The 23,693-nt window shown below is 62.7% G+C and carries 14 protein-coding genes; 10 read left to right on the plus strand and 4 right to left on the minus strand.

What is annotated here, in order from left to right; all coding sequences use genetic code 11:
- Nucleotides 1–31: 31 nt before the first annotated feature.
- Both ACT8II_RS01010 and ACT8II_RS01015 read left to right on the plus strand, forming a co-directional pair.
- Entirely contained in the window at nucleotides 32–826 is a 795-nt protein-coding gene (locus tag ACT8II_RS01010) for an ABC transporter ATP-binding protein (RefSeq protein WP_443812812.1), read from the plus strand.
- Nucleotides 816–3,002, plus strand: coding sequence for an FtsX-like permease family protein (locus tag ACT8II_RS01015; RefSeq protein WP_443812813.1), 2,187 nt, complete (start codon nucleotides 816–818; stop codon nucleotides 3,000–3,002). The genes ACT8II_RS01010 and ACT8II_RS01015 overlap by 11 nt, the downstream gene beginning before the upstream one ends.
- Nucleotides 3,003–3,296: 294 nt before the next feature.
- On the opposite strand, the gene ACT8II_RS01020 is transcribed toward ACT8II_RS01015, so the two are convergent.
- Nucleotides 3,297–4,073 carry a 5-formyltetrahydrofolate cyclo-ligase gene (locus tag ACT8II_RS01020; protein ID WP_118652940.1) on the minus strand — a complete coding sequence of 259 codons (777 nt, stop codon included), beginning with the start codon at nucleotides 4,071–4,073 and terminating at the stop codon, nucleotides 3,297–3,299.
- Between the two features lie 73 nt (nucleotides 4,074–4,146).
- Entirely contained in the window at nucleotides 4,147–7,311 is a 3,165-nt protein-coding gene (locus ACT8II_RS01025) for an insulinase family protein (RefSeq protein WP_443812814.1), read from the minus strand.
- 361 nt (nucleotides 7,312–7,672) lie between these two features.
- Here ACT8II_RS01025 and ACT8II_RS01030 point away from each other — a divergent pair, with 361 nt between their 5' ends.
- Nucleotides 7,673–8,740, plus strand: coding sequence for a DMT family transporter (locus tag ACT8II_RS01030; RefSeq protein WP_233546056.1), 1,068 nt, complete (start codon nucleotides 7,673–7,675; stop codon nucleotides 8,738–8,740).
- A 401-nt stretch (nucleotides 8,741–9,141) separates the two neighbouring features.
- Here ACT8II_RS01030 and ACT8II_RS01035 read toward each other — a convergent pair whose 3' ends face one another.
- Nucleotides 9,142–10,659, minus strand: coding sequence for a carboxypeptidase M32 (locus ACT8II_RS01035; RefSeq protein WP_443812815.1), 1,518 nt, complete (start codon nucleotides 10,657–10,659; stop codon nucleotides 9,142–9,144).
- Nucleotides 10,660–11,002: 343 nt separating this feature from the next.
- Here ACT8II_RS01035 and ACT8II_RS01040 point away from each other — a divergent pair, with 343 nt between their 5' ends.
- From ACT8II_RS01040 to ACT8II_RS01060, 5 genes are all read left to right on the plus strand, one after another.
- Nucleotides 11,003–12,100: an amidase domain-containing protein gene (locus ACT8II_RS01040; RefSeq protein ID WP_443812816.1), complete on the plus strand. Its 1,098-nt coding sequence runs from the start codon at nucleotides 11,003–11,005 to the stop codon at nucleotides 12,098–12,100.
- Complete coding sequence (locus tag ACT8II_RS01045; RefSeq protein WP_304291215.1) at nucleotides 12,063–12,572, plus strand: hypothetical protein; 510 nt, start codon at nucleotides 12,063–12,065, stop codon at nucleotides 12,570–12,572. Before ACT8II_RS01040 ends, ACT8II_RS01045 begins: the two co-directional genes overlap by 38 nt.
- Before the next feature lie 466 nt (nucleotides 12,573–13,038).
- Entirely contained in the window at nucleotides 13,039–14,115 is a 1,077-nt protein-coding gene (gene pheS / locus ACT8II_RS01050; protein ID WP_294123018.1) for a phenylalanine--tRNA ligase subunit alpha, read from the plus strand.
- A gap of 13 nt (nucleotides 14,116–14,128) precedes the next feature.
- Nucleotides 14,129–16,603, plus strand: a complete 2,475-nt coding sequence (gene pheT, locus ACT8II_RS01055; RefSeq protein WP_443812817.1) for a phenylalanine--tRNA ligase subunit beta — start codon at nucleotides 14,129–14,131, stop codon at nucleotides 16,601–16,603.
- 195 nt (nucleotides 16,604–16,798) lie between these two features.
- A complete protein-coding gene (locus ACT8II_RS01060; RefSeq protein ID WP_443812818.1) occupies nucleotides 16,799–17,764 on the plus strand; it encodes a hypothetical protein in 966 nt (321 codons plus the stop codon).
- Between the two features lie 172 nt (nucleotides 17,765–17,936).
- Here ACT8II_RS01060 and pyk read toward each other — a convergent pair whose 3' ends face one another.
- Nucleotides 17,937–19,406 (minus strand): pyruvate kinase, encoded by a 1,470-nt coding sequence (gene pyk / locus ACT8II_RS01065; protein WP_294123026.1) that lies wholly within the window; start codon nucleotides 19,404–19,406, stop codon nucleotides 17,937–17,939.
- A gap of 330 nt (nucleotides 19,407–19,736) precedes the next feature.
- On the opposite strand from pyk, the gene ACT8II_RS01070 reads away from it, so the two are divergent.
- Both ACT8II_RS01070 and rsgA read left to right on the plus strand, forming a co-directional pair.
- The gene (locus ACT8II_RS01070; RefSeq protein ID WP_118652964.1) at nucleotides 19,737–22,415 is read left to right on the plus strand and encodes a cation-translocating P-type ATPase; all 2,679 of its coding nucleotides are present in this window, start codon (nucleotides 19,737–19,739) and stop codon (nucleotides 22,413–22,415) included.
- A 22-nt stretch (nucleotides 22,416–22,437) separates the two neighbouring features.
- A complete protein-coding gene (rsgA, locus tag ACT8II_RS01075; protein ID WP_443812819.1) occupies nucleotides 22,438–23,586 on the plus strand; it encodes a ribosome small subunit-dependent GTPase A in 1,149 nt (382 codons plus the stop codon).
- Nucleotides 23,587–23,693: the final 107 nt, after the last annotated feature.

The following is a 23,693-nucleotide window of genomic DNA, read 5'->3' on the forward strand; positions in this document are numbered from 1 at the left end:
GCGCTCTGGCAAGATTGTTAAAGAGAGAGGAATGATTCACATGGCATTTGAGGCACAGGCCGCTCCCGTCCTTGAGGTACGCCACGTCGAGAAGGTATACGGCAGTCGCAACAACGTCACGCGCGCGCTCGCCGACGTGTCGTTCACGGTGAATAAGGGCGAGTTCGTGGGCATCATGGGCGCATCGGGATCCGGCAAATCGACACTGCTCAACTGCGTGTCTACCATCGACACCGTGACAAGCGGCAGCGTCATCATCAACGGGGCGGACGTAACGCGTCTCAAGCAGGCCAAGCTCACGCGCTTCCGTCGCGAGCAGCTGGGCTTTATTTTCCAGGATTCGAACCTGCTCGACACGCTCACCGCGCGCGAGAACATCGCCCTGCCGCTCACCATCGCCCGCACGCCCGCCAAGGAGACCCTTGCGCGCGTTGAGCAAGTGGCACAGCGTCTGGACATCGCGGGCGTGCTCGATAAGTATCCCTACCAGATGTCCGGCGGACAGCAGCAGCGCGTGGCGGCTGCCCGCGCCCTGGTGACCGACCCCGCCGTCATCCTGGCCGACGAGCCCACGGGCGCCCTCGACTCCAAGAACGCCCGCCTGCTGCTCGAAAGCCTCGAAAACATGAACCATGCGTACCAGGCGACCGTCCTCATGGTCACGCACGATAGCTTTGCCGCGAGCTACACCAACCGTGTGCTGTTCATCCGCGACGGGCGCATTTTTACCGAGCTCCGCCGCGGAGGCAGCCCGCGCCGCGAGTTCTTCGACCGCATCATGGAGGTCGTGGCCATGATGGGCGGGGAGGGCTCCGATGCTCTGTAAACTCGCTTGGGGCAACGTGCGCCGTGCGGGTAAGGACTACTTGGTCTACCTGCTCACGCTCACGCTTGCCGTCACGGTGTTCTACGCGTTCAACACCATTTCCGTTCAGGCGGATCTGGTGCTTGAGGAAGAGGGCATGCCCGAACTCCTAAGCACCATCATGTCCGGACTCACCATGTTCCTCGCTACGCTTATGGGTTTTCTCATGGTGTACGCGAACAACTTCATCATGAAACGACGCAAGAAGGAATTCGGCCTGTATCAGGTCCTTGGCATGAGTCGTGGCCAGGTGTCGCGCGTGATGGCCCTCGAGACGGCCATCGTCTCCGGTGCGGCCCTTGTGCTCGGCATCGCGCTGGGTGTGGGATTCTCCCAGCTCATGACCTTCTTCACGGCGTCACTGTTCAAAACGCAGATCCGTGACTTCCATTTCTTTTTCTCGGTGCCGGCATTTTTGATCACGGTGGGTTGCTTGGTTGCGATTTTCCTGGTGACGCTCGTGTTCAACCTGCGCGTGGTGCGTCGTGCCAAGGTGATCGACCTCATGAGCGCCGGTCGCAAGAATGAGGCCATCAAGACGCGCAACCCGATCGTGTCCGCGGCGATATTCATCCTGGGCGCCGCGCTCATCGGCATTGCGTACTTCCGGCTGCTGCGTGACGGCCTGCCCATTGATTGCGCGCCAAGCGAGGTCGAAGCCGCCATGAATCAGTTCATGCTCACCACGGGCATTGTGGTTGTGGGCACGATTCTGTTCTTCTTTGGTCTGTCCGGGTTCTTGCTCAAGGTGCTCCAGGCCGCGCGCGGTCTGTATTGGAGGGGCCTTAACATGTTCACCGTGCGCCAGCTGTCCGCAAAGGTGAACACGGTGAGCTTTTCCATGGCCATCATCTCGATGATTTTGTTCCTAGCCATCACGAGCGTGACGGGCGGCATGTCCATTGCCAGCGTGATGAACACGAGCGTGGAGCGCAGCACGATCGCCGATTATTCGCGCGTGGTTATGTACCTTGGCGAGAACGTGGTGAACGACCCGACATATACGGGCGACATACCCATGAAGCTTGCGACCGAGCCCGTGGACATCCTGGAGCTGAGCCGGAGCAACGTCATCGATAAGGGCACATCCGAGGAGCGCCCCTTCGACCTTGCGGGCATCTTGGGTAGCCACGTCCAGGTGGAAATCTACGACTCGCGACCGATAGGCACCAAGTTACCGTTGGTGAGCCTGAATGATCTTGCCGCTGCGGTGGACATGCCCATGCCCAAGGGCACGAACTCGAGTAACGCGAGCATGATGGGCCTGACGGTCATGAAGGAGAGCGACTACAATCGCTATCTCGACTTCCGTGGTAAGGAGCACGTCGACCTGGGTGATGATGGCTACCTCATCACGAGCGACATGGGCGAGTCGGTGAACAAGATCTACAACGCCGACATGCGCGAGGGCGTGGAGATCGAGCTTGGCGGACGCGTGCTTCGTCCCGTCGCCGCGAGTGTGGACGAGGCCGCGAGCTCCTTCTTCAACTCCTCGATGAGCAGCAATTCGGGCACAATCGTCGTGCCGGACGAGCTGGTGGATGCAAGTGGCCTGCCGCTGTACGCGAGCTACTTCTTGGGCGACTACCGCGAGGGCCTCACGTACGACGAGACGGAGGGCTACGTACGTCAGGACCGCTCGTGGGATCAGATCCTGAACGCAGACGGGTCCGAAAGCGCGATTTGGGGCACGGAGGCCACGCGTGCCCAGAGCTACGAGTCCACGAACTCCATGAACGGTCTCATCAGCTACCTGGCCATCTATATCGGCTTCGTGCTTGTGGTGGCATGCGCGGCGATTCTCACGATCCAGCAGCTCTCGGGCGTGGCAGACTCCGGCAAGAACTGCCGCATCCTATCCGAGCTGGGCACGTCCAACCGCGAGATCATGCGCTCCGTTTTGGTGCAGCAGGCGATCTTCTTTGTGTTCCCGCTGCTGATGGGTGTTGCGCACTCCTTCGTGGCGCTGCAGGTGGTCATCGAGATCGTGGCGCTGTTCGGCGGCATGTCGATTGGCGGGACCGTGGGTGTGACGTGCGGCATCTTCCTGCTGTGCTACGGCGGCTACTTTGTGGTCACGTATTTCATGAGCAAGGGCATTGTCCAAGATTCGATTCGCCTACGCCATGCGCAATAGGCACTCGGGCGGCGCCTGCGAGGGGTTCCCGTGCGCAGGCGCAACGTCCTGTTCGCTCTGGAGGCGTTAACGCTTCACGGAGAGGTTGTATTTGTACCGATGTGGGAGGTGCTTGCAGGTGTTCGAGGCGATTGCCGTTTTGGTAGACACAGCTATGTTGGTCGTAGGCGTGGCGGCAGTTATCAGCTCGCGCACGTCGGAACCTTCGGCGTGTGAGCGGCGGCAGGGCGGCATTGGTGCCAGCGGCATGAAATAGAAAAGTGGGTCTGGCGCAATAGGATGCCGGACCCATTTTTATGCCGTAATGAACTGCGGGACCTTGCGGTCGTGTTCATCACAGGGAACCCGATCGACCTCCTGCTCGACGAACGCGACGCCCAAAAGCTGACAATCCTCGCGCAGTTGCGGCAGGTAGCGGTCGTAGGTGCCCCGTCCGTAGCCCAAGCGGTTGCCTTGAGCGTCAAATGCGACGGCGGGCACAATGACCAAATCGATTTCCGATGGGGGTACAACCGGGAAGCGCGTGTCGTCCTTGGGGGGAACGCTGCCCTTGATGCGCGAGGGGATGAAGCGGCGCGTCGCGCCCGCACGCGTGCTGGTGTACGTCTGGTGCTCTTCGGTCACAGCGGGTCCCCAGGGCTTGCGCGGGTCAACGATGAACGGCACGTTTCCGCCCAAGTAGTTGTTGCACGAGACGGAGCGCATGCACATGGCTCCCTGTGCGGCGTTGGGGATCATGCACGGGAACACAATGCGGTACCCGTATGCGTATGCCCCGCGAATGAAGCGATCGAGATCGACTTCATAGCGCAGTGCCGCGTACACTGCGAGCGTTGGGGGCTGTCCGTTTTTGCCCTTGATACCGCTGGCGCGTAACTGGTCGAGCAGCTTGTTGCATATCTCGCGTGATTTCGTCGAGCGGGCGCTCGGGCGCAGCTCCTGGCGGCACTCGATGATTGCGCGGCGCACGTCGCTCTTTTGTTCGAGAATCTCCTGTTCAGCAGCACTGGGCTTTTCGCGGGGAGCGCTTTCCGTTGTGGCCGGCGTCTTCGTATGTTTTGCAGTTGCCATTGCACGGTCCTCTCGTCTTCGTCTGTCCATTCTACCGCTTGCCACGTGCGGCCGCGCGGGAGAGGGGGCTGCTTTACGCCTCCTCCCCGCATGTGTCGCATGTGTCGCTCAGCAGATCAACGACGTTCCAGTTCGCATTGCTCGCCTCGATCACATCGCGCCCGGCAAATACGCAGGCGGGGGCATCGTTCGCGATGCGCTTGACGTCGTCGCTCAACGCCCGAAGCGCCTCGGGGGTCGCCTCGAGCATCTGGCGCCGACGCTCGCCGCGCTGCTCGGGCGGCGTCTTGCAGAAGTATTCGGCGTTGCGACGCTTGGTAAGCGCGTAGGGCTTGATCGGCGCGTCAACACCCGAAACACAGCTCACGATGAAGCCCTCGAAGGTCTGAGTGTCGGGCGCAAACGACGTGAGCCAGTCGCCGGAGGCCGCGATGCGCGCGAGCGACGGGTCGATGGCGGGGTCGCGGTACGTGTAGAAGCTCGCGTGGCGCGGGCTCGGCGAGCGGAAACCGCAGCCGTAGGCACCGCCCTTCACGCGGATCTCGTTCCATAGGTAATCGTAGGATAGGGCGTTGGAGGCGACGCTCCATACGCCGTCGGTCTCGATGCCCAGCACGCGTGGGTCGCAGGCGCGCGCGAGGTAGCTCACATCGCTGGGGATGATGAACGCCTCATGCTTGTCCTCGGGCCACGGCACGTAGAGTTCCTTGGCGGGCGCGGTGCGGGGGGCGAGGCCCAGGTCACCCGCGGCCGCCCAATAGCGCCGGAAGTCCTCATCGGAGCCGGTGAAACTTGCGATGCCGCCGGTCGACGTGAAGATGCGCTCGCGCAGGTCGCGTAGGGTGTCGCACAGCGCGTCTTTGCGCTCGTCGAAATGTTCGAGCAGGTCGCGTAGGAAGCGGTAGAAGTCGATGCCGGAAAGCTGCTGCGTGAGCACGGCAGCCGGCGAGACGTAGGACATGGCGCGCGCGAGCGCGGCGCTGTGTCCGTTCATGAGGAAGCCCTGCTCCATGCCGATGCGCATCTGCGTGAGCACGTCGCGCATGCGGTCGGTGTCCTCGAAGATCGTGGTCGCCCAGACCTCGCGCGGGATGCTCGCCAGGGCGTCCATCTTCTCGGACAGGGCTCCCGCGGAGACCAGCAGGCGCGGGCGCGCGAGCTTCCAGTTGGGCTGTGTGGCGACCTCGGTGGTGAAGGAGAGGAAGCCGAGGTTCGCGCCGATGTAGCTGTCGAGCTCGCCTGCGCTCATGCGCTCGGTCGCGAGCTGCTGCATGAGACGGGCGAGGACCGTGACGTAGGGGAGTTCGGAGAATGCGAGGTGCGACAGGTCGAAGTAGGTGAGGGCGTACGCGAGCTGATGCGTGGGCAGGTCGTGGCGCAGGCAGGGGATGGGGGTCTGCTTGTTCAGGACGAGCTGGGGCTCGGGGCGCGCGGGCCCGATGTCGCTCACGCGCAGGCGCGGCAGCGTCGCCTTGGCCTCGGGCGCGTCCTCGGCCTCCTGGCGCTCGCGCAGCTCGGCAACGTCCTCCACGATGCGCTGGAGCCCCGCCTCGTCGAGGGCTGCCTTTGCCGCGGCGAGTTCGTCTGCCTCCTCGCGCGCGGCGCGCGCGTCATCGGCGACGGGGACGAGCTCCACCAGCGCATGGTGGCCGCTTTCGAGCACGATCTCGCGCAGCAGGTCCTCGAAGTACGTGGTGCTCAGTGCCTGCTTGAGCTCGGCGTAGACCTTGCCGTACTCGAGCGCCCGTGTGGCTGCGGCGTCGGTGTCTTCATAGAGCCACGTGCCGAGCGCGTCGCACGCGATGGCGACGCCGTCAGCGATGCCAAAGTCGCGCTGGCGCAGGTCGAATTCCTCACTGGCGAGGACGGCGGCGAGGCGATCGCGCGGGATGCCGTTTTCCACCAGGTCGCGGCAGGCGTCCTCGATCACGCGGCGGAACTCGCGCGCGACACCCGGCTTGGCGTTCTGCAGGATGATGAGTGTGTGGGGCTGCAGCTGGTCGCCCGAGGTGTAGCTCACCACGTTGCCGCCCAAGCCCGCAGCGAGGATCGCCTTCTTGACGGGGGCTTCGTTGGTTCCGAGCAGGGCGTCGAACATGATGTCCGCGGCTATGAGGCGCTTGCGGTCGGCGACGTCGCCGAGCACGTACGCCATACCCACCAGTGCGTTCTCGGGAGTGGTGGGCATGTCGACGCGCTCGTAATCGCAGGTGACGGGCTCTTGCCGCGTGAGGGGGTTGGGCTCCCCGATGGTGACGGGTGCGCACGCGGCGGTTGCGGTCCCGTCGGCCCCAACGACCCCGGTGGGCTCAGCTGCGTCAGACGCCTTGCGCGCTTCTGCCAGCGCCCGGGCGCGGGCGCGCTCATCGCGGATGCGCGGCTCGTCGCCCAGGTAGCGCTCGTCCAAAAACGCGAGCTCGCGTTCGACCGCCATGTCGCCGTACAGCACGATGTAGCTGTTCGCCAGGTTGTAATGGCGCGCATGCGTGTCGAGGAAGTGCTCGTAGGTGAGCTGCGGGATGGCGCGCGGGTCGCCGCCCGACTCGCAGGCATACGCCGTGGTGGGGAACAGCGCCCGGTTGACGGCGTCGTCGAGGACGCTCATCGGGTCGGACAGTGCGCCTTTCATCTCGTTGAACACCACGCCGTTGTAGCGCAGGGTGCCTTGCTCGAGCGGAGCGCCTTCGGGGACGTCGAGCTCGTAGTGCCAACCCTCCTGCTCGAAGATGGCGCGTTTAGTGTAGATCGCGGGGTTGAGCACGGCGTCCATGTAGACGTCCATGAGGTTCAGCAGATCCTGCTCATTGGTCGTTGCCACGGGGTAGACCGTCTTGTCCGGGTACGTCATGGCGTTGAGGAACGTCTGCATGGAGCTCTTGATGAGGTCCACGAAGGGCTCCTTGACGGGGAATTTGGCCGACCCGCACAGGACCGAGTGCTCGAGAATGTGGAACACGCCGGTGTCGTCGGTGGGCGGGGTCTTGAAGCCGATGGCGAACGCCTTGTTCTCGTCTTCGCAGGCGAGGTAGAGCAGACGGGCGCCGGATGCCTCGTGGTGCAGCACGTAGGCGTTGGCGTCGAATTCGGCGAGGGGTTTGGCCGTGGTGACGGTGAAGCCGGACACGGTTGCGCCGGGTGTGAGCAGCTGGGAGGCGCGGTCGCGGACAGAGGCACGCGGGCGCGTGGGGGCTTCATCGCAGGGGGAGGTTTGTTTGCAGGTGGAGACCGGCTGGTTCATGTGAAGCTCCTTTATGGAGAGTGTTTGCTACGTTGGTCGCTTCGCCCAGTATACCCGCTCGGCGGTCTGGCGCTCCGCGCTTGCGATCCGTCCCTGCCACGGAACATGCTCACCTCGTGCCCACATCGACTCTTTCAAATGCTGCTAGGTATACAGAACACGCCTCCGCTGCGGCACGCGTCTCCTATGCAGCATGCGCTTCCGGCGGGCACTGCCCCCTAGAGATGGGCGTCTCCGAGCAATTCGGCTCTCGTTATCTCAGGCAAAGGGTCCATATCTTTCGCTAGAGGCGATGGTTTGCTCAATGGGCGCGCTTGGCTTGAGGTATCGTTGTCCCGCAAGACGACGAGATGGGGGATGCATGACGAATGGAAAGATGGAATCGCGCGGCTGCGGCGACGACATCGAAGACGCAGGCAAGGCTGCTGAGGTTGCTGCTTTCGAGAAGCGTGAGCGCATGGGTCTGGCATCGTCCATCAAGCCGGGGGCCGATGCGGATGCTGCCTCACGCGCGGCACGGCGCTCGATGCGCGAGCGTCTGAACGACCGGGATTCACGCCGTCTGCTCGTTGGGGTGCTCGCCACGCTGTTCGGCGGTATCTTTTGGGGCTTTTCCGGCACGTCTGCAAGCTACCTGTTCGCGCACTACCAGATCGACACCATTTGGCTGCTCAGCATACGCCAGCTTCTCGCTGGTGCTATGTTCATGGTCGTCATTCTGCTGTTCGACCGCGTTCGCTTTGTGCAGCTGCTCAAGAACCCGCGCCACCTGGCGGTCATGGCAGTGTTCACCCTGTTCGGTGTGTTTGGCAACTCGTTTTCCTATCTGCTTGCGGTTCGCTTGACCAACGCCGGCACTGCGACCGTCATGCAGTGCCTTCAGCTCGTGCTCATCATGGTATATACCTGCATTGTCACGCGCCGGCTCCCACGCCGCCGCGAGCTCGCGGGCGTGGTCTTGGCATTTGCGGGCGCGTTCCTCATCGCCACGGGTGGCGACCCCAGCACGCTCGTGATTCCGCCCGAGGGGCTGGCCGTGGGCTTGATCTCGGCGGTGGGCGCCGCCTGCATGTCGATTGTGCCTGCGAAGATTCTGCCGGTCTATGGCTCATCCATTGTCACAGGCACCGCGATGTTCGCATCGGGGATTGTGCTCTCGGCGTTTGTGCAGCCGTGGCAGAGTATTCCGGCGTTCGATCCGGAGGGCTGGCTCGCGCTTGCCGTGCTTATCGTGGTTGGATCTTTCCTGGCGTACAACCTGTATATGCAGGGCGTTAAGGATATTGGAAGCGTGCGGGCGAGCCTCATCGGTACGATTGAGCCGGTGTCCGCCACGGTCACGAGCGCGCTTGTTTTGGGCACCGTGTTCGCGCCCACGGATCTGGTTGGTTTTGCCCTCATCATCGTGATGGTGTTCTTAACGGTGTAGCCCTGGCCGCGCTGCGCGGCAGCGTTCTCTCTCATGCTGATACTGGGTTCGTGGGTGTTTTCTGATGCGTGGATGCCTCTTGCGCCAGCAAAATACGCAAATGCGGGGATAAAAAAGGGAGGGCCGAGTAGCTGGCGTTATGCCCGCAGAAAACCAGCAGGTAGATTGAGCGCGCATTGTGTGGCTACTTCAAGGGACCGATTATTATCCCCGCATTTGCGTATTTTCGTCTGATGGGGGCGCACGGAGGCGCCGCTCGGTCACTAAAAGACCGAGCGGCGCCTCCTTTGGTGCTCACGGTTCCTACTGGAAAGGCGTGGCACGGTCATTAATCGGTATGAGGGCTCATGTGAGTCGCTATGCCCAACGCAGACCGTTGAGGTTGTGGGCTCGCACGGGTGCTACAGCCGGCAGAGCTCGCCGAACTTCTTTGCCAGGTAGTCGCAGTAGAAGGCGGCGTTGAACGGCGCGCCGCACGCATCCTCGACCAGCTCGCCCGCGTCCTTGCCGCGACCCCACTGCCAGATGTTTTCGCGCAGCCACGCGCGCACGGGGGCGAGGTCCCCGGCCGCGCAGGCGCCTTCCAGGTCAACGCCCGCGCGCTCCATGGCGGGCACGTACTGGGCGTCGTATGCCGAGCCCAGGGCATAGGTTGGGAAGTAGCCAAAGCTGCCGCCGCTCCAATGAGTGTCCTGCAGCGCGCCAAGGGTGTCATTCGGGACATCGAGGCCCAGGTACTGCTTGGTGAGCTTGGCCCACAGCGCCGGCACGTCCTTGGCGGTCGCCTCGCCCGCGAACAGCATACGCTCGATGTCGTAGCGGATCATGATGTGGAGCGGGTACGTGAGCTCGTCGGCTTCGGTGCGGATGAGCGACGGTGTGGCGATGTTGACCGCACGGTACAGCTCATCCTCGCTCACGCTGCCATAGACCTCGGGTACATGCTTGCGCAACAGGGCGAGCAGCGGCGTCATAAACGCACGGCTGCGGCCCGCAGTGTTCTCGAAGAAGCGGCTCTGGCTCTCGTGAATGCCAAGCGAGGTGCCGCCCTCCAGGCACGTGCGCGCGTACGCGGGGTTGACGCCCAGCTCATAGGACGCGTGCCCCGCTTCGTGGATGACGGAGTACACGTTGGAGAGCAGGTTGTCCTCGTAGATGTGGGTGGCAACGCGCGCGTCGCCCACGGCGAAGCCCTCAGAGAAGGGGTGTTCGGTGAAGGCGAGGCAGGTGTCCGCGAGATCGAGGCCCACGAGCTTCATGAGGTCGAAGGACATCGCGCGCTGGACGGCGTCGGGGACGTGTGCGGTGAGGAACGGCGCGTTGGGCTGCTCGCCGCGTTCACCGATGGCATGTACGAGCGGTACGACGGTTTGGCGCACGGCCTCGAAGAATCGGTCGTAGGCGGCAGCGTCCATGCCGCGTTCGTACTGGTCGAGCCACACGTCGTAGGGGTCGCGCGTGGGGTCCATGTAGCCGGCGTGGCGCTTGAGGGTCTCGACGATGCGGTCCACGTAGGGCTCAAAGCTCGCCCAGTCGTTGGCACCCTTCGCCTTGTGCCAGACGGCGTCGGCCTCGCAGGTGAGGCGGCTCCAGGCTTCGACCTCCTCGGTGGGCAGGGCGACGGCCTCGCGCTGGTCGCGGGCGAGTGCGCGCACCTCGGCGACGACCTGCGGATCGGTGAGCTCGCCGGCGGCCACGGCGGTCTCGAGCTCGGCGATGAGCGCGCGGGCGTCCTCACTGGTAAGGAGCTCGTGATGCTCGCCGGCGAGCGCGCCCATCGCGTCGCCGCGTGCGGCCGCTCCGTTCTCGGGCGCGATGGTTGCGCCGTCGAACTCGGCGATCTTCATGAGGTACTCGCGGGTCCAGAGCTTGGACTCGAGCGCGCGAAGGCGGCCGGTCAGTTCTTCTGCAGTTGCCATGGGGCCTCCTTGAGATAGGTTAAGTACGGTTGCTTCCTTTGAGTGTACCCGTTTGTCTTCCGAACGTAGTGACGGGCGGCACTGACCCTCCCCATTTCATCTCGCCTGTCTTTCAATTTAGTAGGGCTGGTGCAATATATTCAGTTGTGAAGTGTTATCATAATATATAAATATTAATGTCTAATGTAATTGTCCCAGATAGGGGACAACGAGAGGATATTAGGCTGTCGGGAAAAGTAGAGCATTGAATCAGATGAGATAGAGATAGGGATGGGGTGAGCAAGCTTCTGGGCCTTTGTGAAGCATAAGCAATTGGTCGCACACCAATGCTAAGGAGTTCATTATGAAAATGATTGTGTCAGCGTTCGTTCTGTTCGTTTTATTTCTATCGTCTTCTGTCTTTAATCCGTGTCCTATTGGTGCGCAAGAAACAGTTGAATTTCAAGCAATTGAGAAGCCGGTCGCGAATGCGCAGATCGATTTACCGCGGGAATTCGGAACCGTTTCTTCGAAAATTGAAGCTGGGATAGATGGGGCATTCGTTCCTTTGTATCCTACCTTTGACTTCCCATCAGAGGCTTTGTCTTCGATAAGGAGGAACGAAGCTCTCCAGGCGGTGATGAAAGCGTATGCGTTGGACCCAATCGATGGCAATAATTGGGCACGCTATGCGGAGCTCTCTATGGCGCTCCTCGATTCTCCTGACAGGCCGGCTTGGTATTGCGAATCTGATGAGCGCGTTTCTGAGCTGCGATTGTTTTTTGATATTTTTGAAAATGATGAGAGAAATATCGAAGCAATCACTAGGCTTGAGTCTGCCGATCCAGGCGAAGAAGCACGTGAGTTGATGCTAACGTTGCCTAGCGCATCATTTGAAGAGCTTTCCGGGTGGACTGAAATTGCATCTGCCAGACACTCGACTGCGGTTCGGAGTTTCGATTCTAATGCAGCTTTCGAGTACGCGCTCACCTACTCGACGAAGCGCAATCCGAAGTATCCAAGTTTTGACTCGGATTGCACCAACTTTGCATCTCAGATTCTTGAAAGCGGGGGAGAACCTCAGGTTTCCGGCGGCGATTACAACAGCGTCCATGTCGGTTGGTGGCATAGAAATGATTGGGGTCAGCATCTACAAGCAAGGACCTGGACGCTTGCTGATGAATTCATGAAGTATTTTGGGGTCAAAAATTGCGGCTCAGACCACCTCGACTTTTCTTTCACGATTCAAGAAGGGGACTTCATCGCATTGGATTTCGGAAAAGATGGGGACTGGGATCATGTTGGCTATGTAATGGTTCCGGGGAACGGTACAGGTCCAGGTGGCTATAGGGACTATCATGTCGCTCAGCACACTCAAGATTATCATGCTGATGTGAGCGATAAGATCAATGGCTGGGAGACCCATGATGGAAAGTCGAACTACGGCTATGTTCGGAGGTAGGCGAAAAGTATTAGCGGGATTGCTGGCGGTTGCCGCCACGGTACTTTTGGCTTCTAGCTACTACCTTCGAGTTACTGAGCAGTTTTACGGATTGCCTGGCTTTTCATACAAAGGATTAGAGTATCCAACAAAAGTAGACTGGCTGTTAATAGCCACGTCCCTTGCGCTCTTTTTTGCGGGGCTATGGGGGGGCAAGTATGTACGATACCCTTGTACCACATTGGTGATGAGCTTTGCCCTTCTAACGTTTTACGACTTGCAGACGATGTGGGGATGGGGCTCTCATGATGCGAATTCTTTCCTGTCAGATTTTATCTGGTACCTTGAAAATGTGACCTTTCCAGCATTCTGGACTGCAAAAACGCTCGATATTGCTGGATTGTTGGCTGGACTTGTCGCCACGCTGCTGGCTGGGAATGGCAGAATGTTTAGCGATAGAGCGCAAGGCATCGACCGGGTTGAACGGCTGTGATAAATAGCCCGGGAGCGCATCACATCTATAGTGCGGCTGCATTTGCCGTTGTGCTATTATCTTGGCCACTGCGTTGACGGAGAGGTCGGGCCTCACCGCCTCGCCGCACAGAGAGGGAGGGTCACCGGCTGCAAGCCCACCCGCGGCGACGAGACCTGAGTTCACTCCCGAGCTGCGACCTGAACGGCCGCCTTCCGGCGAGGGGCTTCCCGCGCCGCGATGGCACCGGGGCGACGTGCGATCTGCACCCGACCCCAATTGCGCGCTGAGTAGGGAAGCCGCGCGCCCGCGCGACATCGGGCAAAAGAGGGTTCGCCGGGTGGACAGCCGGCGGCCAATCAAGGTGGTACCGCGGAAATCAGATCCGTCCTTGGGAGTGCGAGCGGTCGCACGATCCCGAGGGCGGATTTTTCTATGGAACACATCGGCGCCGCGCTGCGGCGACGATCGGAAGGAGAGGGGACAGATGAGTCTGATCGACGAACTTGAGGAGCTCGAGCAGCGGGCCCGCGAGATGATCGAGAGCGCCGAGACGGCGGAGAAACTCGAGGCCGCGCGCGTGGCGCTCATGGGCCGCAAAGGCGAGATCACGGGCCTCATGCGCATGATGGGCAAGATCGAGCCCGAGGAGCGCCCGGTGCTCGGCAAGCGCGCCAACGAGATGCGCCGCATGGCCGAGACGCTGCTTGAGGGCCGCATGAAGCAGCTCAAGCGCGCCGCCATCACCGAGCTCATGGCGACCGAGGCCGTGGACATCACGTTGCCCGGCGCCCGTCCGCAGATCGGTCACGCGCACCTCATCAACCAGATCATCGAGGAAGTTGAGGACGTGTTCTGTGGCATCGGCTACACCGTCGAGACCGGCCCGCAGGTCGAGTCCAGCTGGTACAACTTCACCGCCCTCAACGCGCCGCTCGATCACCCGAGCCGCTCTGCGCGCGACACCTTCTACGTAAAGGACAACGCCCCCGGCACCGCGGCGCACCCCGAGGAGCACGCTCACGGCGAGTCCGACGTGCTGCTGCGCACCCAGACTTCCGGCGTGCAGATCCACACCATGGAGACGCAGGAGCCTCCCATTTACATGATCGCCCCGGGCCGCGTGTACCGTCCGGATACGGCCGACGCCTGCCACCTGCCCCAGTTCCACCAGATTGAGGGCCTCGTGGTCGATCGCGGCATTACCTTCGGCGACCTTAAGGGCACGCTCGACTATTTCGTCAAGTGCATGTTCGGCGAGGACCGCGCCACGCGTTACCGCCCGCACTTCTTCCCGTTCACCGAGCCCTCCTGCGAGGTCGACGTAAGCTGCGGCGTGTGCGGTGGCGAGGGCTGCCCCTTCTGCAAGCACTCTGGATGGATCGAGATCCTCGGTTGCGGCATGGTCGACCCCAACGTCCTACGCAACTGCGGCATCGACCCGGACGTCTACTCCGGCTTCGCGTTCGGCGCCGGCGTCGAACGCATCGCGGCGCTCCGCTACGACCTGCCCGACCTGCGCACGCTTGTCACCGGTGACATGCGCTTCCTGAATCAGTTCTAAGAAGAGGTTTGAGATGAAAGTTTCTTACGACTGGCTGTCCAGCATGGTCGAGCTGCCGGAGGATCCCTCGGAGCTCGCCCGCGAGTTCATCCGCACCGGCACCGAGGTCGAGTCCATCGACACGGTGGGCGAGGCATATCACAAGATCGTCACGGCGAAGGTCGTCTCCAAGGAGGCGCACCCCGATTCCGACCATCTGTGGGTCACCCTGGTCGACGTGGGCGCCAACAACGTCGACGCCGACGGCAACCCCGAGCCCCTGCAGATCGTGTGCGGTGCGCAGAACTTCAACGAGGGCGACCACATCGTGACCGCCATGGTCGGCGCGGAACTGCCGGGCGACGTGCACATCAAGAAGGGCAAGCTGCGCGGCGTCGTATCCTGCGGCATGAACTGCTCGCAGCGCGAGCTCGGCCTCTCCGGCGACCACGAGGGCATCTGGATCCTTCCCGAGGATGCGCCCGTGGGCATGCCGCTCGCCCAGTATCTGGGTAGCTCCGATACGGTCCTCGATTGCGAGATCACGCCCAACCGCCCCGACTGCCTGTCCATGATCGGCATCGCCCGCGAAGTCGGCGCCATCTACGACCGCGATTTCCACGTGGAGCTTCCCCAGGTCAAGGCCGAGGCCGGCGCGTCCGCGGCTGAGACCGTCTCCGTCGAGCTCATCGACGAGGGCCTGTGCGACCGCTACGTCGCCCGCGTGGTGCGCGGCGTCAAGGTGGGCCCCTCGCCCGACTGGCTCGTCCAGCGTCTAAACGCGGCAGGCGTCCGCACCCACAACAACGTGGTCGACGTCACCAACTACGTCATGATGCTCACCGGCCAGCCCCTGCACGCGTTCGACCTCTCCGCCTTCGAGGAGCGCGACGGCAAGCGCGCCGTGGCCGTGCGCGCCGCGCGCGAGGGCGAGCGGTTCCGTACCCTCGACGACGTGGAGCGCACGCTTTCGGCGGGCATGGGCCTTATCGCCACGGGCGAGCGCGGTGCCACGCCGGTGGCGCTCGCCGGCGTCATGGGCGGCATGGACTCTGAGGTCACCGACGCCACCGTCGACGTCCTGGTGGAGAGCGCTTGCTTCAACGCGGGCCGCACCTCCCACACGAGTCGCGACCTGTCGCTCATTTCGGACGCCTCCATCCGCTTCGAGCGCCAGGTCGATGAGACCGGATGCGTCGACGTGGCGAACCTGGCGTGCTCCCTGATCGAGGAGCTCGCCGGCGGCGAGGTCGCGCCCGGATGTGTCGACGTCTATCCGGCTCCGCGCGAGGTCGCCCCTGTCGAGCTCAGGCTCGCGCGCGTGCACGCCATCTGCGGCGCCGATATCGCCCCCGACTTCATCGAGCGCTCCCTCACCCGTCTGGGCTGCAAGGTGTCCGTCTCCGGTGAGGGCGACGGCCTCGTCTACAGCGTCGTGCCCCCCACCTTCCGCCCCGACCTCCCGCGCGAGATCGACCTGATCGAGGAGGTCTTGCGCCTGTGGGGCATGGGGCGCGTCGAGGCGACCATCCCCGCCGCCAAGAACCACATTGGCGGCCTCACCCGCGAGCAGCGCCTCACCCGTAAGGTCGGCCGGATCCTGCGCTCCTGCGGCCTCAACGAGACCATGAACTTCTCCTTCGCCGCGCCGGGCGACCTCGAGCGCATCGGCATGACGGAGGAGGGCCGCGGCTGCGCCGTCGAGCTCATGAACCCGCTCGTCGCTGAGCAGACCGAGATGCGCCGCTCGCTCATCCCCGGCCTACTGCAGTCCGTCGAGTTCAACATCAAGCACAGCACGGCGAACGTGCAGCTCTATGAGATCGGCACCCTCTTCTTCGGCCGCGAGAACGCGAGCGCCCCTAAGGAGCGCGAGGCCGTCGCGGGCGTCATGTCCGGCTCCATGGGCGAGGTGACGTGGATTCGCAAACCCATGCCGCTGCGCTTCTTCGACGGCAAGGGCGTCGTCGAGGAACTGCTGGAGCAGATGCGCATCCCCAAGGTCCGCTTCCGCGCCGCCGAGGGCGAGGGCTACGCCTTCCTGCAGCCTGGGCGCTGTGCCGAGGTTCTCTCCGGCGGTACCGTGCTCGGCTGGGTCGGCGAGATCCACCCCGACGCGCGCGACGTCTATGGCATCGACATCCCTGTGGTCGCGTTCGAGCTCAACCTCGAGGCGCTGCTCAAGCTCTCCGGGGCCCAGGAGGCCTATCGCAAGTTCTCGCAGTTCCCGAGCGTCGAGCACGACCTCGCCATCGTGGTCGACGACTCCGTCACCTGCGAGGACCTGGAGCGCCGTCTGCGCTCCGCCGGCGGTAAACTCCTGGTGGGCGTGCGCCTGTTCGACGTGTACCGCGATGCCGAGCGCGTGGGCGAGGGAAAGAAGTCCATGGCGTTCGCGCTCACCTATCGCGCCGACGACCACACGCTCACGAGTGAGGAAGTGGAGAAGGCTCACTCCAAGCTCGTGACCAAGGTGTGTAAGGCCACTGGCGGCGAGGTCCGTAGTTAAAGCTTTCCCAGACACCCCACCTCCGGGCGAACCTAAAGGCTTATGTACCTCAGTACACCGCGCCTTTACGTTCGCTCGGATCTGGGGCACCTGGGAACCTTTTACCGCCTGGGCGGGCCGGCCCCACCTCCGAGCGAACCTGTGATGGTTTTCGCTGCGGTTGGAGCGCACGACGACGTGAGAGAAGATTGAGGTATGCCAAGCTGGAACATACATATCGCGCATGCGGAGGGGCTGCTTGAGGATGGCGGCCCCTTCGCGGGCGTCGTGCGGGACCGCAACGCGTTCCTGTTTGGCAACTTTGTGCCCGACATTTACGTGGGCTACATGGTGCCGAGTGTGGCCGAGCCCATCCCGTATCGTGTGACGCATTTCGCCGCTCCCGAGCATATCCCTAAACCCCGCGAGGCGGAGTTTTGGCATACCTACGTGGCGCCTATGGCTCATGAACTGGGCATCGCCGGCGTGCCTGTCGATGATGCCAGTGTTGCACCCGGTGCTTCCGATGGCCGCACGATCGTCCTTGCGCTCGACGATGACGTGGCAAGGGGGCGCACGAGCGACGCGGCGGGAAAGCCCACCGACTCCGCGGCAAGGAAAGCCCCCGTCATCGAGGCGGGTTCGCTTGCGCGCGAGGTGGCACATGTGTCACCCGCGCACACCCCGAACTATGAGCTGAAGGTCGATCCCGCCCTCACCGCCTCGCTTCAGGTACAGGCCTTCGAGGTCGTCCGCGAGGCGGACAAGGCTGTGGATGCGCGCCGCTCCCAGTTCGACATGGTGTTGGGCACCTGGACGCATCTGCTTGCCGACACCATCTGGAACCAACGCGTCAGCGATTTCCTTGACGAGCTGGGGCAAAAGCCCAGCCGTGACTTCCGCATTAAGAAGCAGGGGGACTTCGATCAGTTTGGCAAGTCGTTGCGCATCGACGCCTTCCCCGTTGCAACTCCGCGCCTGCTCGATGCGGCCGCGGCATTTCCGCAGTATGCGATTGATGGGTGTTCGGTGCTGTACACAGTGGCGATCGCTCATGAGATTGTGCGGACCAACAGCTTGGTTGGTGAACCGGAATACCGCTTGCTCACCAGCGAGTTTTTCGCTCAGACCTTCAACGAGGTCCAGCGCACCGCCGCGAGCCTCATTCGCGAGCGGCTTTAGGGGTATCGCTCGATGTGCGGCTTCTCTGGGCTTGATGGGATAGTCGTGAGGCGCGGCGTGGCCGGGGGCGGAGATGCGGCGAGGCCGGTGACAAAGAAGGGGCTCGCTGGACAAACCAGCGAGCCCCTCTGCAGCGATGATATCGCTTGAAAGGATGCGTGTAGCGCGAGCCTTAGCGAACCTGAGCCACGTAGGCGAGGTTGGTCGAGGAGACCTTGCCCTCGAGCTCGACGGAGAGACGGGCATCGCCGGCGGTCGCGACGGTGAGATCGCCCTTCTCGACGAAGCCGAGCTCCTTGGCCGTCTCGACAGCCTTCACGATGGTGCCGTTGACGGTGCCCTGGGTGATTTCGGCCTGGCGCGGGATGACGCCCCAATACATGATCATCTGCTGAACGGCCCACTCGTGGCGGGAGAACGCGCAGATGGGCATGTTCGGACGGAAGTGGGAGATCAGGCGAGCGGTGCGGCCGGTGGTGGTGGGCACCGTGATGCACTTGGCGCCCACGGCGGTCGCCATCTGGACGGCGGACATGCCCACGACGTTGTTGACGACACGGGTGCCGGACGCGTTCTCGGGCATGGCGAGCTCGGCGTGAGCGGGCATGTACTTCTCGGTCTCGATGGCGATACGTGCCTGCATGGCAACGGCCTCGACCGGGTACTGGCCGGCTGCGGTCTCGCCGGAGAGCATCACGGCGTCGGTGCCATCGAGGATGGCGTTGGCAACGTCAGTGACCTCGGCACGCGTCGGGCGCGGGTTGTGCTGCATGGAGTCGAGCATCTGCGTGGCGGTGATAACGGGCTTGTAAGCCGCGTTGCACTTGGCGATGATCTCCTTCTGGATGTGGGGAACGAGCTCGGGCGCGATCTCGATACCCAGGTCGCCACGAGCGACCATGATGCCGTCGGAAGCCTCGAGGATCTCGTCGAACTTCTCGACGCCCAGGGCGCACTCGATCTTGGGGAAGATCGTAACGTGCTCGCCGCCGTTGGCAAGGCAGAGCTCGCGGATCTCCTCGACGGCCTTGCCGTTACGGATGAAGGACGCCGCAATGTAATCGATGTTCTGGGTGAGGCCGAACAGGATGTCCTGGCGATCGCGCTCGGTGACGGCGGGCAGGGAGATGTCGACGTTGGGGATGTTGACGCCCTTGCGCTCGCCGATCAGGCCGTTGTTCAGGACGACGCAGTGCATGTCCTGGCCGTCGACGGACTCGACCTCGAGGCCGACCAGGCCGTCGTCGATCAGGATGATGGAGCCCTTCTCAGCCTCGGAAGGAAGCTTGAGGTAGTCGAGGGAAATGTGGGAGGCGTTGCCGAGCCAGTCCTCGGTCGTGGGCTGCGCGGTGACGATGATCTTGTCGCCGGCGTGGACCTCGACCTTGGCGTGGCCCTCGAGCAGACCGGTGCGGACCTCGGGGCCCTTGGTGTCGAGCAGGATGCCGACGGGCTTGCCAACCTCGGCGGCGCAGCGACGGACGCGCTCGATGCGACCCTGGTGCTCCTCATAGGAACCGTGGGAGAAGTTGAAACGGGCGACGTTCATGCCCGCCTTGATCATCTCGCGAATAGTCTCGTCGTTGTCACAGGCGGGACCCATGGTGCAAACAATCTTGGTGCGTTTAAGTTTCTGCTGCATTCAGACCTCCATCTGATGTCATTAATAGGCGTCGTGGGTAAGCAGATACATGGGCACATTATAGAAAAAGAAAAGCCGTACATCGTTGTAAAACGACCGCATGCCGATTCATTCCACATGGCCCTTGATTTATAAACGCCCCATAGTAGAAGGATGTGGACATTGCCTTCTATCGCGGGGTTCTCAGGTATACCTGGGAATGGCTTGGGTACCATATTGCCCTATGACAAGCCCTTGCCCAGGTTCCGGGAATTATAATCGGGTGTCAGACTGTTGGATTGGGGCGCAGCGCGCCTGTGTCCCGCTTGGCATACTCCGGGAGGGGTCAGATTGAAAGAGTACTTGGCTTCGGCTGAGGAGGTTCTCGAGGAGCAGTCCACGAGCGCCGCTCAGGGCCTGACTGCCGCCGAGGCGCAGACGCGTCTGGCGAACGTGGGTCCGAACAAATTGGACGAAGAAGAGAAAACACCGCTGTGGAAGCGCTTCTTTGAGCAGATGGCGGACCCGATGGTCATCATGCTGCTCGTTGCGGCGGCTATCTCCGTCATCACCGGCTTCATTCAGGGCGAGCCCGAGTGGGCAGATGCCGCCATCATCCTGTCCGTCGTCATCCTGAACTCCGTCCTCGGCGTGGTTCAGGAGGCCAAGTCCGAGCAGGCGCTCGAGGCGCTGCAGGAGATGTCCGCGGCGCAGTCCAAAGTCATCCGCGACGGCAAGATGGTTCACATGGCAAGCTCCGAGCTCGTCCCCGGCGACGTCGTGCTGCTCGAGGCGGGCGACTCCGTCCCCGCCGACTGCCGCGTGCTCGAGAGCGCTTCCATGAAGATCGAGGAGGCCGCCCTCACCGGCGAGTCCGTCCCGGTCGAGAAGCACGCCAACACCATCGAGCTCGGCGAGGGCATGGACGACGTGCCGCTTGGCGACCGCAAGAACATGTGCTATATGGGCTCCACCGTCGTGTACGGCCGCGGCCGCGCCGTCGTGGTGGGCACCGGCATGAACACCGAGATGGGCAAGATCGCCACGGCCCTCACCCAGGCAAAGAAGGAGCTCACCCCGCTCCAGATGAAGCTCAACGAGCTCTCCGGCATCCTGACCAAGCTCGTGCTCGCCATCTGCGTGATCATCTTCGCGGTGGACATCGTCCGCCACTTCGGTGAGCTTGGCACCAACCCGGGTATGCTGCTCGACACCTTCATGGTCGCCGTGTCCCTGGCGGTCGCCGCCATCCCCGAGGGCCTGGTCGCTGTCGTCACCATCGTCCTGTCCATGGGTGTCACCAAGATGTCCAAGCGTCAGGCCATTATTCGCAAGATGACCGCCGTCGAGACTCTCGGATGCACCCAGATCATCTGCTCCGACAAGACCGGCACCCTCACCCAGAACAAGATGACCGTTGTCAAGCACGAGCTCGCCTGCGCCGAGGAGAAGTTCCTCGCCGGCATGGCGTTGTGCTCCGACGCCAAGTGGGATGAGGAGAAGGGCGAGGCGGTTGGCGAGCCCACCGAGTGCGCTCTCGTCAACGACGCTGCCAAGGCCGGCATGCAGGGGCTCGACGTCGAGCACCCGCGCGTGGGCGAGGCGCCGTTCGACTCCGGCCGCAAGATGATGTCCGTCGTGGTCGAGGAAGCCGACGGCACCTTCGAGCAGTACACCAAGGGCGGCCCCGACGTCGTCCTCTCCCGTTGCACCCATGTGTATGACAACGGCGAGCTCGTCCCCATGACCGATGAGCGCCGCGAGCAGATCCTCGCCGCGAACAAGGCCATGGCCGACCAGGCGCTGCGCGTGCTGGCGCTCTCCAGCCGCACCTACACCGAGAAGCCCTCTGACTTCTCCCCTGAGGCCCTCGAGCACGACCTCGTGTTCTGCGGCCTCTCCGGCATGATCGACCCCGTCCGCCCCGAGGTCACCGCCGCCATCGCGGAGGCCAAGGAGGCCGGCATCCGCGCCGTCATGATCACCGGTGACCACATCGACACCGCCGTCGCCATCGCCAAGGACCTCGGCATCGTCGAGGACGCTTCCCAGGCCATCACCGGCGCTGAGCTCGACAAGATCTCCGACGAGGAATTCAAGACCCGCGTCACCGAGATCTCCGTGTATGCCCGCGTCCAGCCCGAGCACAAGGCCCGCATCGTCGATGCCTGGAAGAGCCTGGGCAACATCGTCGCCATGACCGGCGACGGCGTGAACGACGCTCCGTCCATCAAGCGCGCCGACATCGGCGTGGGCATGGGCATCACCGGCACCGACGTCACCAAGAACGTCGCCGACATGGTTCTCGCCGACGACAACTTCGCCACCATCATCAACGCGGTGGAGGAAGGCCGTCGTATCTACGACAACATCCGCAAGGTCATCCAGTTCCTGCTGTCCGCCAACATCGCCGAGGTCCTCTCGGTGTTCGTGGCGACCCTCATCGGCTTCACCATCTTCCAGCCGGTCCAGTTGCTGTGGATCAACCTCATCACCGACTCCCTGCCGGCGCTCGCGCTTGGCATGGAGGAGGCCGAGGGTGATGTCATGAAGCGCAAGCCACGCAAGGCCTCCGATGGCGTGTTCGCCGATGGCATGGGCCTCGACATCGCCTTCCAGGGCGTCATCATCACTCTGCTGGTGCTCGCCTCCTTCTTCGCGGGCATGTTCCTGCACAACGGCTCCATCGACATGGGCATGCTGCTCGATGGCGTGCCGGATGCCGAGGGCGTGACCATGGCCTTCATCACTCTTTCGATGGTCGAGATCTTCCACTCCTTCAACATGCGCAGCCGCCGCGCCTCCATCTTCGCCATGAAGACACAGAACAAGTGGCTGTGGGGTGCCGCCGTTCTCGCCCTCGTGCTGACGGTCATCCCGGTCGAGGTCGACTTCCTCGCCGAGGTCTTCGGCTTCATGACCCTCGATCCGATGGCGCTGCTCGCTGCTCTTGGCCTCGCCTTCCTGATCATCCCGATCATGGAGGTCTACAAGGCCGTTATGCGCAACATCGAGAAAAACAAGGCGTAAGGGAAGGGACCGAGGCGTAAGCGTGGCTGACGTTTTGGAACATATTCCGAGCTTTGGAGACCTGCGTGCATCCAGCGCGCAGGTCTCTGCGTTTGAGCAGGCGCGCTCGGAGCTCGATGCAGCGGGGGATGTGCCCGCCGCAGAGATTGAGCTGGGTGCCGTGGTGCGCTTGGATCGTGGTTTTCCCATGATTGCGACGGCTTCGGGCGCGTTGCTGCGCGCCGAGCATGCCGTTGATTTTGCCAAAGGAAAGCGCGGCAAGCGTGGTAAGCACGGCCGGGGCGGCACAGGTAGGACCGCGGGGGCAGATGAGGCTGCCGAGCGCGTTCTGCCCAGCGTGGGCGATTTCGTGGCGGTCCGTGTCTCGCCAAACCACGACATGGGCGTAATTCTGCGCGTTCTGCCCCGACGTACGGCATTTGAGCGCTGGCGCGGCAAGAACCGCGGCGAGCGCCAGGTGCTGGCAGCGAACGTCGACGTGATCTTTATCGTGCAGCCTTTGGGTGCCGAGCGCGATACGTTGTCGCTTATGCGTGACCGTATCGCCCGCTCACTCGTACTCGCGCGCGACTGCGGTGCCGAGCCGGTTGTGATCCTCACGAAAATCGACCGGTGTGAGGCGGGCGAGGTTCAAGCGGTTGTTGAGGATATTCGGCGGCTGGTTGGCGAGGGTGTGTCCGTGATTGCGACCTCCTCGCGTACGGGGGTGGGTCTCGATGAGGTCCGGTCTTGCATTCCCCACGGCGCGGTCGGCATGATCTTGGGCGAGTCCGGTGCAGGCAAATCGACGCTGCTCAACACGCTGCTCGGTGCCGAGGCGCTCGAGACGAGCGAGGTGCGTGAACGTGATGATGCTGGGCGGCATACCACCGTCGCGCGCATCATGGTCGCGCTGCCTGAACCTTGCGGTGTCATAGCCGATTGCCCGGGATTGCGCTCGTTGCCGCTCGTTGGGCATGAACGAGGGCTCGCACGAGCATTTCACGAGGTCATCGATGCTGCGCATACCTGTCGATTCAATGACTGCTCTCATGTGCACGAGCCGGGATGTGGTGTGTTGCAGGGCGTAGAAGATGGGGAGATCGAGCGCGTGCGCGTGGATGCGTTTTTGGCACTCGCCTCCGAGATGCGCGTGAGTGCGCAGAGCTTGGACCCCGATATTCATCTCTAATCAGGGGTTTTCTCGCGCGTGAGCGAAAGACAACGATATAGCTCAATCGCAGGGTCGCTCGATGTACGGGCGGCCCTGTTTTCTACGCGCGTCGACCGTGGGCCTTC

The organism is Collinsella sp. (assembly GCF_052346665.1).
Taxonomy (GTDB): Bacteria; Actinomycetota; Coriobacteriia; order Coriobacteriales; family Coriobacteriaceae; genus Collinsella.

What these genes read in the sequence shown, in the direction of transcription:
- ACT8II_RS01045 (WP_304291215.1), top strand. Translation starts at nt 12,063, where the DNA reads ATGATGGAAAGTCGAACTACGGCTATGTTCGGAGGTAGGCGAAAAGTA.
- pheT (WP_443812817.1), top strand. Translation starts at nt 14,129, where the DNA reads ATGAAAGTTTCTTACGACTGGCTGTCCAGCATGGTCGAGCTGCCGGAG.
- pyk (WP_294123026.1), bottom strand. Translation starts at nt 19,406, where the DNA reads ATGCAGCAGAAACTTAAACGCACCAAGATTGTTTGCACCATGGGTCCC.
- ACT8II_RS01015 (WP_443812813.1), top strand. Translation starts at nt 816, where the DNA reads ATGCTCTGTAAACTCGCTTGGGGCAACGTGCGCCGTGCGGGTAAGGAC.
- ACT8II_RS01060 (WP_443812818.1), top strand. Translation starts at nt 16,799, where the DNA reads ATGCCAAGCTGGAACATACATATCGCGCATGCGGAGGGGCTGCTTGAG.
- ACT8II_RS01035 (WP_443812815.1), bottom strand. Translation starts at nt 10,659, where the DNA reads ATGGCAACTGCAGAAGAACTGACCGGCCGCCTTCGCGCGCTCGAGTCC.
- ACT8II_RS01025 (WP_443812814.1), bottom strand. Translation starts at nt 7,311, where the DNA reads ATGAACCAGCCGGTCTCCACCTGCAAACAAACCTCCCCCTGCGATGAA.
- ACT8II_RS01020 (WP_118652940.1), bottom strand. Translation starts at nt 4,073, where the DNA reads ATGGCAACTGCAAAACATACGAAGACGCCGGCCACAACGGAAAGCGCT.
- pheS (WP_294123018.1), top strand. Translation starts at nt 13,039, where the DNA reads ATGAGTCTGATCGACGAACTTGAGGAGCTCGAGCAGCGGGCCCGCGAG.
- ACT8II_RS01010 (WP_443812812.1), top strand. Translation starts at nt 32, where the DNA reads ATGATTCACATGGCATTTGAGGCACAGGCCGCTCCCGTCCTTGAGGTA.
- ACT8II_RS01030 (WP_233546056.1), top strand. Translation starts at nt 7,673, where the DNA reads ATGACGAATGGAAAGATGGAATCGCGCGGCTGCGGCGACGACATCGAA.
- ACT8II_RS01040 (WP_443812816.1), top strand. Translation starts at nt 11,003, where the DNA reads ATGAAAATGATTGTGTCAGCGTTCGTTCTGTTCGTTTTATTTCTATCG.